This is a genomic window from Microbacterium sp. CPCC 204701 (assembly GCF_004010105.1).
Lineage (GTDB): Bacteria > Actinomycetota > Actinomycetes > Actinomycetales > Microbacteriaceae > Microbacterium.
Genome location: NZ_RRYE01000058.1, coordinates 1 through 12,030, shown reverse-complemented (window position 1 = coordinate 12,030; position 12,030 = coordinate 1). Strand labels below are relative to the sequence as shown.

General features: G+C 71.3%; 13 protein-coding genes. 6 read left to right on the top strand and 7 right to left on the bottom strand.

Going from position 1 to position 12,030, the window contains the following annotated elements; genetic code table 11:
• Positions 1–556 (top strand): hypothetical protein (locus tag EIO58_RS06060; RefSeq protein WP_240658599.1); only part of this gene is annotated, 556 nt, incomplete at its 5' end.
• 8 nt (positions 557–564) lie between these two features.
• On the opposite strand, the gene pth is transcribed toward EIO58_RS06060, so the two are convergent.
• Both pth and EIO58_RS06050 read right to left on the bottom strand, forming a co-directional pair.
• On the bottom strand, positions 565–1,149 hold the full coding sequence (pth, locus tag EIO58_RS06055; RefSeq protein WP_127818754.1) for an aminoacyl-tRNA hydrolase: 585 nt from the start codon (positions 1,147–1,149) through the stop codon (positions 565–567).
• 86 nt (positions 1,150–1,235) lie between these two features.
• Entirely contained in the window at positions 1,236–1,889 is a 654-nt protein-coding gene (locus EIO58_RS06050) for a 50S ribosomal protein L25/general stress protein Ctc (protein ID WP_127818753.1), read from the bottom strand.
• A 260-nt stretch (positions 1,890–2,149) separates the two neighbouring features.
• Between EIO58_RS06050 and EIO58_RS19480 the strand changes: the two genes are divergently transcribed.
• On the top strand, positions 2,150–2,272 hold the full coding sequence (locus EIO58_RS19480; protein ID WP_274543191.1) for a hypothetical protein: 123 nt from the start codon (positions 2,150–2,152) through the stop codon (positions 2,270–2,272).
• Between the two features lie 27 nt (positions 2,273–2,299).
• Here EIO58_RS19480 and EIO58_RS06045 read toward each other — a convergent pair whose 3' ends face one another.
• Complete coding sequence (locus tag EIO58_RS06045) at positions 2,300–2,806, bottom strand: gluconokinase (protein WP_127818752.1); 507 nt, start codon at positions 2,804–2,806, stop codon at positions 2,300–2,302.
• A gap of 296 nt (positions 2,807–3,102) precedes the next feature.
• On the opposite strand from EIO58_RS06045, the gene gndA reads away from it, so the two are divergent.
• The gene (gndA, locus tag EIO58_RS06040) at positions 3,103–4,530 is read left to right on the top strand and encodes an NADP-dependent phosphogluconate dehydrogenase (protein ID WP_274543192.1); all 1,428 of its coding nucleotides are present in this window, start codon (positions 3,103–3,105) and stop codon (positions 4,528–4,530) included.
• Between the two features lie 55 nt (positions 4,531–4,585).
• Here gndA and EIO58_RS06035 read toward each other — a convergent pair whose 3' ends face one another.
• Positions 4,586–5,911: an FAD-binding oxidoreductase gene (locus EIO58_RS06035; protein ID WP_127818751.1), complete on the bottom strand. Its 1,326-nt coding sequence runs from the start codon at positions 5,909–5,911 to the stop codon at positions 4,586–4,588.
• A 109-nt stretch (positions 5,912–6,020) separates the two neighbouring features.
• Between EIO58_RS06035 and EIO58_RS06030 the strand changes: the two genes are divergently transcribed.
• The 3 genes from EIO58_RS06030 (at position 6,021) to EIO58_RS06020 (ending at position 9,567) form a co-directional block, all read left to right on the top strand.
• Positions 6,021–7,010, top strand: coding sequence for an SDR family oxidoreductase (locus EIO58_RS06030; RefSeq protein ID WP_127818750.1), 990 nt, complete (start codon positions 6,021–6,023; stop codon positions 7,008–7,010).
• Positions 7,011–7,276: 266 nt separating this feature from the next.
• Positions 7,277–8,005 (top strand): response regulator transcription factor, encoded by a 729-nt coding sequence (locus tag EIO58_RS06025; protein WP_127818749.1) that lies wholly within the window; start codon positions 7,277–7,279, stop codon positions 8,003–8,005.
• A complete protein-coding gene (locus EIO58_RS06020; RefSeq protein ID WP_127818748.1) occupies positions 8,002–9,567 on the top strand; it encodes a sensor histidine kinase in 1,566 nt (521 codons plus the stop codon). The genes EIO58_RS06025 and EIO58_RS06020 overlap by 4 nt, the downstream gene beginning before the upstream one ends.
• Here the strand turns inward: EIO58_RS06020 and EIO58_RS06015 are convergent.
• The 3 genes from EIO58_RS06015 to EIO58_RS06005 form a co-directional block, all read right to left on the bottom strand.
• Positions 9,561–11,126 (bottom strand): FAD-dependent oxidoreductase, encoded by a 1,566-nt coding sequence (locus EIO58_RS06015; protein ID WP_127818747.1) that lies wholly within the window; start codon positions 11,124–11,126, stop codon positions 9,561–9,563. The two genes, EIO58_RS06020 and EIO58_RS06015, sit on opposite strands and share 7 nt — an antisense overlap.
• A gap of 1 nt (position 11,127) precedes the next feature.
• The gene (locus EIO58_RS06010) at positions 11,128–11,682 is read right to left on the bottom strand and encodes an MOSC domain-containing protein (RefSeq protein ID WP_127818746.1); all 555 of its coding nucleotides are present in this window, start codon (positions 11,680–11,682) and stop codon (positions 11,128–11,130) included.
• Positions 11,679–12,030, bottom strand: a 352-nt coding sequence (locus EIO58_RS06005) for an FAD:protein FMN transferase (protein WP_164861546.1), incomplete at its 5' end; no start/stop codon positions are given. The genes EIO58_RS06005 and EIO58_RS06010, both read right to left, overlap by 4 nt.

The window sequence follows — 12,030 nt, the reverse complement described above, 5'->3', positions numbered from 1 at the left end:
CGCGCCGCGCGGTCACGGCGCATCCGGCTACGCGCTGCCCCCCGGCTACGTCCCGCCCACCGGCTACGCGCCCTCCGGGGGCCCGGATCACGACCCGGCCCTCACCGCCATGTCGCCCGCGGGATCCGAATATCCGCCGGCGGGACTCCCGCATGCGGCGGCACCGCGCAGGAGGACAGGGCTGGGCGTGGTGGCGCTCGTCCTGGCGCTCCTCGCCGCCGTCGGCGCGAGCATCTTCGCCGCGCTTGCGAGCTTCAACATCGGTCTCGGCACCGGCCGCGAGATCGCGATGCGAGCGCTCGACGCCGACTTCGACTGGTCGATCCTCACGCCGGTGCGCGACTGGGTGCTGCTGGGCGAGGGCTCATTCTGGGTCGGGACGATCGTCGGCATCACGGCGCTCGTGCTCGGCATCGTCGCGATCGCGACGCGCCGCGGCCGAGGTGCCGGCATCGCCGCCGTGGTCATCGCCGCCCTCGGCCCGGTCGTGTTCGGCGTCGTGGTGCAGGGCTTCCTCACGGCGGGCTTCGCCGCAGGCAGCGGCGCCGGCGGCTGACCGCCGGCTCAGACGCGCGGCGCGTGATGCTTCTGCTGCGCCGCGAGGAGGCCCTCCTCCACGAGCTGCTCGACGGCGTCGGCGGCATCGCCCAACAGGATCGGCAGGTTCTTGCGCTCGGTCGCCCCGAACGGATCGAGTACCCAGTCGGCCGGGTCCTGCCGGCCGGCCGGGCGCCCGATGCCCACGCGCACGCGAGCGAACGCGTGGGAATCGAGCGCCTTCGCGACGTCACGCACGCCGTTGTGGCCGCCGTGACCGCCGCCGGCCTTCAGCCTGATCGTGTCGAAGGGGATGTCGAGCTCGTCGTGCACGACGACGACCTGCTCCGGCGGCACGCCGTAAAACTTCGCGAGCCCCGCGACGGGGCCGCCCGAGACGTTCATGAACGTGTTCGGCTTGGCGAGCACGAGCTTCGCTCCTCCGGGCCGCAGCCACGTCTCGACGACACGCGCGTTCGCCTTGTGCGCGCGGAACGACTCTCCGCGGCGCGCGGCCAGCTCGTCGACGACCAGCTGCCCGACGTTGTGACGGGTCGATTCATACCGTGGTCCGGGATTGCCGAGACCCACGATCAACCACGCCTGCGCCATGTCTTCCATCCTGCCCGACGGGCTCTCGCAGAGACGAGACGAGGGGGCGCGGCATCCGCACCCCCTCGTCCCCGCGTTCGACCGGCTTACTCGGCCGATGCCTCCGCGGCGGACTCGGCGGTCTCAGAAGCCTCGGCCTGCTCGGCGGCGACCTCGGCGTCGGCCTCGGCGATCTCGTCCTCGGCGGCGAGCGTGGCGGCCGGAACCGAGATCGCGACGACCAGGACCTCGGGGTCGGCAGCCAGCACCGCACCCTTGGGCAGCTTCAGGTCGGCCGCGGTGATGTGCGTGCCGTCCTCGCGGCCCTCGACGTCGACCTCGATGTGCTGCGGGATGTGGGTCGCCTCGACCTCGAGCGCGATGGTCTGCGCGTCGAGGTTCACGATGGTGCCGGCGAATGGCTCGCCCACGACGACGACCGGCACCTCGACCTGGACCTTCTCGCCCTTCTTGACGACGAGGAGGTCGATGTGCTCGATGATCTGGTGCACGGGGTCCCTCTGGACGTCCTTGACGAGGGTCAGCTGGTGGGTGCCGTTCACGTCGAGCTCGAGCACCGCGTTCGCGCGGCGGATGAGCAGCGCGGTCTGGTGGCCGGGCAGCGCGACGTGCACCGGGTCGGTGCCGTGACCGTAGATGACGGCCGGGATCTTGCCGGCGGCGCGCAGGCGGCGGGCGAAGCCCTTGCCGAAGTTCTCGCGGAGCTCGGCCTGGACCTTGGTGTCGGGTTCAGTCGACATGGGGTTCTCCTCCGGGCACGGGTGCCCGTTCATCATGGGGCTGCGCGGTGGCGGGGCCCGGGGTATGTGGGTGTGTCTCGACTCGAACGCGCACGCGTGAGGAAGCCAACGGGCCTGCTTCACCGCGTCGATCACGGATGCCTGAGCCCGCAGCGACCCGCGGGCGCGAGGCATCCCTCGCCGAAGTTCGACACGAGTCTACCAGCGCCGCCGGTACGCTGAGGAACGCACGTCTTCGAACCCGCCCGACGGAGGATCCCATGGAATACGGCTTCTTGTCTCACGCGCTGCTGTGGCTCATCGGCGCGATGGCGGCGCTCGGCGCTCTCGGCACCGTGCTCGCGTTCTGGGGTCTCGGCCGACAGGCCTACCGCAAGGACTGACACGGGCCGCCGCGGCGCTGCGACCCGTCAGGCCTCGCCTGCTGCGCGCAGGCGCGAGACGGCCCCGTCCGCGACCTCGATCGGCGGCCGGTCGTTGACGACGACGACACCGCGCTCGTCGTCTGCGAGCGGCTCGAGCGCGGCGAGCTGCGATGCCAGCAGCGACGACGGCATGAAGTGCTCACGCGAGCTCATGCGCCGGGCGAGCTCCTCGACCGACACCTTCAGCTCGACGAAGACCGCGTCGGGGGCACCCTCCCGGATCCGGTCGCGATAGCGGCGGGCGAGCGCCGAGCAGGCGACCACGGCGCCGCCCGCGGCACCGCGAAGCGTCTGTGCCACGATGTCGAGCCACGGCCAGCGGTCCTCGTCGGCCAGCGGCGTTCCGGCGGCCATCTTGGCGACGTTCGCGTCGGGGTGCAGGTCGTCGGCGTCGACGAATGGCAGGTCGAGCCGCGTCGCCAGCACGGCACCGACGACGGTCTTGCCCGAGCCGCTCGGGCCCATCACGACGATCCGGGATGCCTCAGCCACGGCTGCCACGCTACCCTCACAGTCCCTCGCCCGAGGCCGTGAGCACCCGGCCACGCGCCGTAACACGCGTGGTCCAGACTCTAGGCTGGATGTGTCCCACGATCTCAGGAGCATGCGTGTCTTCGAACGACTCCTCGCCCGTCGGCGAGCAGGCCCAGACGAACATCTCGACCGACCAGGACCAGGCGCCTGATGAGGCGGCGACGGCGCATGCGGCGGCTCCGGCGCCCGAGGACGTCGCCCGTCCCACTCCTGAGCCGCAGGGCCCGGAGGCCGTTGTCACGGCGACGGCGAACATCGGTGTGGTGGGTCTGGCGGTGATGGGCTCGAACCTGGCCCGCAACCTCGCGTCCCGTGAGGGCAATACCGTCGCGGTGTTCAACCGGTCGCGGTCCAAGACCGACGAGCTGGTCCAGACGCACCCGGAGGCGGGTTTCGTGCCGGCGTTGTCGTACGAGGAGTTCGCGGCGTCGCTGGTGAAGCCGCGCACCGCGGTGATCATGGTCAAGGCCGGCCGCCCCACCGACGCGGTGATCGACGCGCTGGTGGAGGTGTTCGAGCCGGGTGACATCATCGTCGACGGCGGCAACGCGCTGTTCACCGACACCATCCGCCGGGAGAAGGCGGTGCGCGAGACCGGCATCAACTTCGTCGGCATGGGCGTCTCGGGCGGTGAGGAGGGCGCGCTGCTGGGCCCGTCGCTGATGCCCGGCGGCTCGGACGAGTCGTGGATCACCCTCGGCCCGATCCTGCGGTCGATCGCGGCGGTCGCCGAGGGTGAGCCGTGCGTGACCCACGTCGGCCATGACGGTGCCGGGCACTTCGTGAAGATGGTGCACAACGGCATCGAGTACGCCGACATGCAGCTGATCGCCGAGGCGTACGACCTGATCCGCCGCGGCACCGGCAAGACGCCGGCCGAGATCGCCGAGGTGTTCGCGGAGTGGAACCGGGGTGAGCTGGAGTCGTACCTGATCGAGATCACCGCCGAGGTGCTGCGTCAGGTCGACGCCGCCACCGGGAAGCCGCTGGTGGATGTCATCGTCGACCAGGCCGGAGCGAAGGGCACCGGCGCGTGGACGGTGCAGACCGCGCTGTCGCTGGGTGTGCCGGTGTCGGGGATCGCCGAGGCCACCTTCGCCCGGTCGCTGTCGTCCCACCCCGAGCAGCGCGAGGTGTCGCGCGAGCTCCCCGGCCCGGTCGAGGCGCTGCGGGTCGACGATGTCGACGCGTTCATCGAGGACGTGCGCCTGGCCCTGTACGCGTCGAAGATCGTCGCATACAGCCAGGGGTTCGACGAGATCCGTGCCGGCGCCGCCGAGTACGACTGGAACATCGACCTCGGCGCCATCGCGAAGATCTGGCGCGGCGGCTGCATCATCCGCGCCCAGTTCCTCAACCGCATCACCGACGCCTACGCCCAGGCCCCCGACCTGCCCGTGCTGCTCACCGCACCCTATTTCGTCGACGCCCTCGGCCGCGCCCAGGCCTCGTGGCGGCGCATCGTGTCGACGTCGGCGAACTCCGGCATCCCCGCCCCCGCGTTCTCGTCGTCGCTGGCCTACTACGACGGCCTGCGCGCCGAGCGCCTGCCCGCCGCCCTCATCCAGGGCCAACGCGACTTCTTCGGAGCCCACACCTACAAGCGCATCGACAAGCCCGGCACCTACCACACCCTCTGGTCGGGCGACCGCACCGAGATCGAAGCCGAAGACACCCACTGACGCAGCCGACCGGCTCGGCGGCCGCGCGTGCGGTCGCCGAGCCGGTCACTGCGTGTCACGCCGGTCGAACGTTGTGGTTGCGGCAGAACACGTTCGCCGGATCCCATTCCCGCTTGATCGCGGCCAGGCGGCCCATGGTCTCGGGCTGGTACATGCGCTCCGGCCACGACGGGTCGGTCGAGGTCGTGAAGTTGCCGTAGACGCCCCCGCCGAGCGCCTCGATGGCGTCCCACTCGGCTGTGACCTCGGCCCGGCGCGCGTCGTCGAGCATGCCCGGGATGTCGAACGCGCCGGCCATCGCGAACCACGTCGCGTCACGAGCCGGGAACGGCGAGTCGGCCTGCGCGACGTCGCCGTAGGCGCCGCCGAGCGAGCGCAGGAACACCACCGAGGCCGGGTTCTGCTCGTGGAACGTCACCAGCCGGTCGATCGCGTCGTCGCCGAGGTCGCGCAGCAGCGTATTGCCTCCGACGAACCCCGGCATGGGGCTCTCGGGATCGAACTCGGGCGTCTGCAGCAGGATGTCGGCGTACTGCTGCACGCCGATCTCTCGCGCGATGATGCCCGGCACCTCGCGCAGCGGCGCCAGCGCACGGCGGGCGGCCTCTTCGTCGGTGCCGATCCAGACGGCGGTGATGGTCGCCCCTGCGGGCGCGCTCGGATCCATGGGCGGCACGTCCATGTACGTGAGGGTGAGTTCGCGCGGCGCGGTCTTCATGAGGCCGGCCAGTGCCCGCAGCGCGGGGCGTGCATCGCCCTCGATGCCGAAGACGGCGTGCACCACGCCGTCGAGTCGGTGCGCGTCGAAGTCGAAACGGGTCACCACGCCGAAGTTGCCACCGCCGCCGCGCAACGCCCAGAACAGGTCGGGATGCGACGACGCCGACACCTCGACGACGTCGCCGCTGGCCGTCACCAGCTGAGCGCCGACCAGCTGGTCGGACGCGAGACCCCACGCTCTCACCATCCAGCCGATCCCGCCGCCGAGTGTGAGCCCGCCCACGCCGACCGATGCGGTGTCGCCGGAGCTCAGCCCGAGCCCCTGCGCACCGAGTGCGCGCGCGATGGCGCCCCACTGCGCGCCGCCACCGACGCTCACGCGCGTGCCGTCGACCGAGACGTCGTCGAGGGCCGAGAGATCGATGGTGACGCCGCCGGGCACCTGGCCCCACGCGCTGTGGCCGCCGCTGCGGACCATGACGTCGAGCCGCTCTGCGGCGGCGTAGCGGAGGGCGCCACGCACGTCGTCGACGTTCGAGGCGCGGATGACGACGGCGGGTTCGCCGATGCCGGAGTGGAATCTGCGGGCGGCGTCCCAATCGGGGTCGCCCGGACGGATGATCGTGCCGCCGATGGCGGTCGTGAGCTCGTCGAGGGTCATGCCGGTCACACTAGGACCACCCGGCGACATCGCGACACGGTGTTCGCCGTCAGCGAGGCGAGGAATGCCCCAGTCCCGCCGACCGCCGCGCCGCCCTAGGCTCGACGCCATGGCGAGAATCCTCTACATCGGCGGCACCGGCACCATCAGCGCGGCATGCGTGCGCCGCTCTGTGGCCCTCGGCCACGAGGTCGCCGTGCTCAACCGCGGCGGGGCGCGACGGCCGCTCCCCGCGGAGGTGCGCCTGATCCAGGCCGACATCCGCAACCCCGCGACCGTCCGCGCGGCGCTCGGAGGCGAGACGTTCGACGTCGTCGCACAGTTCCTTGCGTTCACGCCCGAGCACGTCGCCGCCGACCTCGACCTGTTCGAGGGGCGCACCGGGCAGTACGTCTTCGTCAGCTCGGCATCCGCCTACGAGAAGCCGCCGCGCCGCCTGCCGGTGACCGAGTCGACGCCGCTGCGCAATCCGTTCTGGCAGTACTCGCGCGACAAGATCGCGTGCGAGGACGCGCTCGTCGCGGCGCACCGCGAACGGGGTCTGCCGGTGACGATCGTGCGACCCTCGCACACCTACGACGAGCGCCTGCTGCCGACCCTCGGCGGGTGGACCGACATCGCGCGCATGCGCGCGGGTCGGCCGGTCATCGTCCACGGCGACGGCACGAGCCTGTGGACGATCACGCACAGCGAGGACTTCGCAGTCGCGTTCACCGGCCTGCTCGCGAATCCCGCGGCGATCGGGGACGCGTTCACGATCACCGGCTCGCACGCGCCGACCTGGAACCAGATCTACGGATGGCTCGCCGACGCCGCCGGGGTCGCGGCACCTGAGCTGGTGCACGTCGCGTCCGACACGATCGCGGCGTTCGCGCCCGACCTCGCCCCGTCGCTTCTCGGCGACAAGGCTCACTCGATGGTGTTCGACAACGCGAAGGTGACGGCTCTCGTGCCGGATTTCCGCACCACGATCACCTTCGACGAAGGGGCACGCCGCATCCTGGCGCACTACGACGAGCATCCCGACGCGCAGCGCGTGGACGCGGACCTCGATGCGGTGTTCGATCGCATCGCCGCTCACGCCCGCGCCGCGGGATAGCGGCAGCGCCTGCAGCACCATCAGGATCCCGCCGCGCGATCGTGACCAGCTGCCGCTGACCGCCCGACGGCTCGCCGAGCGGCTCGAGCGCCCTGTCCTCACGGCGGTCAGGTGCCCGTCGTAGGAACCTGCGAAGCGACCTCATGGCGCCGCCGGCGCCGGCTCTGAGGACGTCATGAGCGCGGCAGCCGCCGTGCATCTCGGTTCACAGCGCGCACATAGCCCGTTCCATAGGAACCGCATAGGAACGGCGCCACAATGGACGCATGACCGCCCCCTCCCCTGCCCTCCTCCGCCCCGACGGCTCCGCGCTGCGCGTACTGGTGGTCGACGACGAGCAGATGCTCACCGACCTGCTGTCGATGGCGCTGCGCATGGAGGGATGGGAGGTTCGCACGGCGGGCTCGGGCTTCGAGGCGCTGCAGGCGGCGCGCGAGTTCGGTCCCGACGCGATGGTGCTCGACATCATGATGCCCGATCTCGACGGGATGGCCGTGCTGCAGCGACTGCGGCAGTCAGGCGACGACGTGCCCGTGCTGTTCCTCACCGCGAAGGATGCGGTCGGTGACCGCGTCGCGGGTCTCACCGCCGGGGGCGACGACTACGTCACGAAGCCGTTCAGCCTGGAGGAGGTCGTCGCGCGACTGCGGGGCCTGATGCGCCGCGCCGGCACCGCGCACGCCGCCGGGGCCGAGCCGATCCTGCGTGTGGGCGACCTGACCCTCAACGAGGACAGCCACGAGGTCGAGCGCGCCGGCGAAGAGCTCGAGCTCACCGCCACCGAGTTCGAGCTGCTGCGCTACCTCATGCGCAACCAGCGACGCGTGGTGTCGAAGGCGCAGATCCTCGACCGCGTGTGGAACTACGACTTCGGCGGGCGCTCGAGCGTCGTGGAGCTGTACATCTCGTACCTGCGCAAGAAGATCGACGCCGGCCGCGAGCCGCTCATCCACACCGTGCGGGGCGTCGGCTACATGATCAAGGCCCCGCAATGACGGGCCAGCCCACGGCGGCCACGACGACGGATGCCAAAGCCGCCGTGGAGGCCGAGGACGCAGTCCCCCGGCGCACATCGTGGACTCTCCAGCGCAAGCTGATCACGACGGTGGTGTCGATCACGTCGTTCATCCTGGTGCTGGTCGCCGTCGCGACCAGCGCCATCCTGGGACAGGTGCTGGAGTCGCAGCTCGACTCCGACGTGACAGCGGCCCGACAGAGCGTCGAGTTCATGCGGGTGCCGATCGCGAGCGGGCTCACGGCAGAGCAGATCCTCCAGCAGCAGCAGCCGCCCCGTCCAGGCTTCTTCCTCGCAGTGGAGTCCACGCCCGGCGATCCGACGGCCGCCGTCGTCGATGCTGACGGCGACGTCGTCGCGCTCACCGCAGGGCAGATCGACGAGACGGTCACGAGCCTTGAAGCGCAGCGCGGCCAGCTGGTGGTGACGATCGAAGAACTCGGCACATACCGGGTCGAGGGCGTTCAGCTGGGGAGCGCCGTCGCGATCTTCGGCCTTTCGCGCGCAGGCATCACCGAGACGCTCACCCGCATGCTCACGACGATCGGCCTGCTTACGGCCGGCGGCCTCGTCCTCCTCGCGGTGGCCACGGCGTGGACGATCCGCGCCGGCCTCGCGCCCCTTCGCGCGGTTGCCGACACCGCGGCGCGCGTGTCCAGACAGCCGCTCGCTCAGGGCGAGGTGACGATCGCCGAGCGAGTGCCCGCCGCGCAGGCGGACCCGAGAACCGAGGTGGGCCAGGTGGGCGAGGCGCTCAACACGCTCCTCGATCACGTCGACGAGTCGCTGGCGGTGCGCCAGCGCAACGAGGAGAGGATGCGCGCGTTCGTGGCTGATGCCAGCCATGAGCTGCGCACTCCTCTGGCGTCGATCCGCGGCTACTCCGAGCTGTCGCTGCGCGCCCTTCGACAGGCTCAGGGAGCGGTCCTGAGCCAGATCACCACGATCGAGAACACCGAGGAGTCTCTCGAGCGCATCCAGGCGCAGTCGCTGCGGATGACGTCACTGGTCGAAGATCTGCTGCTGCTCGCGCGGCTCGACGAGGGTCAGGAGCTCGTGTTCGGAACGGTCGACCTCACGCGGCTCGCGATCGACGCGATGGGCGACGTGGGCGCCACCGGCCCGGGCCACACGTGGGTGCTCGAGGTGGGCGACGAGCCCGTGCTGATCGCGGGCGACAGCGGTCGGCTTCACCAGGTGGCGGCGAACCTGCTCGCCAACGCGCGCACCCACACGCCCGAGGGCACCACCGTCACGGTGGGCGTCGCCCGCGAAGGCGGCGCCGCAGTGCTGCGCGTGCACGACGACGGACCCGGAGTCGATCCCAAGGTCAAGGACGAGCTCTTCGAGCGGTTTTCGCGCGGCGACCGCTCGCGAGCCCGGCAGACCGGCGGCACGGGCCTCGGGCTGTCGATCGCCCGGGCGATCGTGGAGGCGCACGGCGGCTCGATCTCGGTGACGAGCGACCCCGGCGACACGACGTTCGAGGTGCGCCTGCCCGCGCGCCCGGCGGATCCGAAGCCCGCAGCCGCCCCTCAGTAGCCGCTGAAGGCGTCGGTCGTGATCGATCGGGCCCGCTCGAGGGCCGGCGCGAGGTCCGCGATGAGTCCCGCCGGACCCGAGATGTAGGCATGCCGCGCCGCGATGTCAGGCACCACCCGCAGCAGACGCTCCGCATCCAGGCGCACGCCTTGCGCCCACTGCCAGTGGTCGGGGAGGTTTTCGGGCCGGGTGCGCGTGAAAACGATCACACGGGCGCCGGACGCCTCGATCTCGTCGCGGTACGCCAGGTCTCCGGCATCCGACGCGACGTAGACGAGCACGATGTCGCGATCCTGACCGGCGAGGCGCGCGTGACGCAGCTGCGACACGAACGGCGTCACCCCGATGCCCGCGGCGACCATCAGGATCGGCGCCGTGTCGCGCGTGGGCAGCAGGAAGTCCCCCCACACGCCGGTGATCGCGAGGCGGTCGCCTTCGCCCACGGCTGCGAGCGCCTTCTTGAAGGAGCTCTGCGGCTTGGAGCTGTCGCCGTCCTTGAACGCCACCTTGAGCATGGGCAGGTCTGCCGGCGCAGACGCGATGCTGAACTCGCGCCGCGTACCGCGCGCGTCGGGGTGCCGGTGGGGCACCTCGAGCTCGAGGTACTGACCCGGACGGAACGACAGCCGGTCGTGCACGCGGAACGTCAGCTCGCGAACAGTCGCGGTGGGCTGCGCGCGCGAGACCAGGGTGAGCCGCACCGCGGTGCGCAGAGCGAATGCGAAGGCGACGAGGTTGCCGACCAGGAGCGCCCGCTCCTGACCGAGCGTGATGTCGCCGACGGGGAGCGGCCACCCCGCGAGCACACCGACCACGGCGGCGACCGTGAACTGCTGCCAGCGGCGCGGCGGGAGAGTGAGCGGCTCCGACAGCATGAAGGCGCCGAGAAACAGGAACGGCGAGGACCACAGCACCGGCCAAAGGATGTCGAGCAGCTCGATGTCGAGTCCGGCCTCCTGGTACTGCACCGAGGTCCGCACCACCGCCACGGCGACGGCGATCACGACGAAACCGGTGACCACGCGCAGCTTCTCGGTGCGCACCAGCACCGCGATGCCCAGCAGGATGACGGGACCTGCGAGGGCGGGCGTGCCGACCCACCACGACGATGCCCCGAGCGCGGGCCACGCGAGGCTGAGGAGCGTCAGCACGGTCGCGCCGACCGCCGCAGGGTTGAAGATATGGCGGCCGCGCCACGCCAGGACGTACTTCGACAGCGACGCGACGGCTCCGGCGATCGCGATGCCCGCGAGCCCGGTGAGCTCGAGCGTCGGCCGCAGCACGAACAGCAGGATGTGCGCCGTGATCAGCGAGGACTCGATGCGCCACGGCAGGTTCAGCACGCGCTGGGCCGCGGCATCCACCCCCGCGCACACCGCGGCGAGCACGACGAGGGTGACGACGAGCTGCAGGGGCTCGGGACCGACCAGGTCGAAGAACGACAGCAGCAGCGAGACGACGGCGAGCGCCGCGAGCGCGAGGTACACCAGTCGGTACATCGAGACGCGGCCGAGCACGGCGAAGACGCGGTTCCACGCGGCGGTGAGGGTGCCCAGCACGTCACACCGCCCGGAGCGGGTCGTGGGCGCCGACGGGAGGGACGACGCGGATGCCGTCGCCCGGCCCCACCTCGCCGCCCTGCAGCACGACCGACATGACCCCCGCGAGACGGACCGTCTCGCCGTGGTCGTCGACGTGGACCAGCTCCTTCATGAGTCCGTCCGAGAGGCCGTTGATCTGCGCACACGGGTTGCGCAGCCCGGTGATCTCGATCACAGCGTCCTCGCCGATCTCGAGGCGCGTGCCGCGCGACAGTCCGAGCAGGTCGACACCCGTCGTGGTGATGTTCTCGCCGAGACCTCCCGGCGGCACGACATGGCCGCGGCGGGCCATGTCGTCGAAGAGCTCGGAGTGGATCAGGTGCACCTGGCGGAGGTTCGGTGCCGACGGATCCCGGCGGATGCGCGACAGGTGCTGCACGGTGGCGCCGGCGTGCGCGTCGCCCTCGACGCCGATGCCCGCGACGAGCGTGATGCTCTCGCGCGTCGGCTTGCTGAAGCGATGCTCGTCGTCGCGGGCCACCGCGACGACACGTGCTGGCGCAGAGTCGGTCACCGTTCCACGCTAACGCCTCGCACGAACAGCTCGGCGCGGCATCCGGACGACCACTCGACCCGGCCGTCGGTCGTCATGCGCACCCACTCCACGCCCGACTCGTGCGCCAGGCGCGCGCCGCCGTCGAAGAACAGCGCGGTCGCCACGGCGTCCGCCGTCATCGCCTCCGCAGCCACCGCCCACGTCGCCGCGATCGTGCGGACCGGCAGACCCGTGCGCGCGTCGAGCACGTGGTGCAGTGGGCTTCCGCTCGCCGACGGCCAGGCGCGCCGGTTCACGGCCGAGGCGCACAGCGCGGCATCCGTCACCTCCCACACGCCTATCGCACGACGCGGGTCGAACGGATGC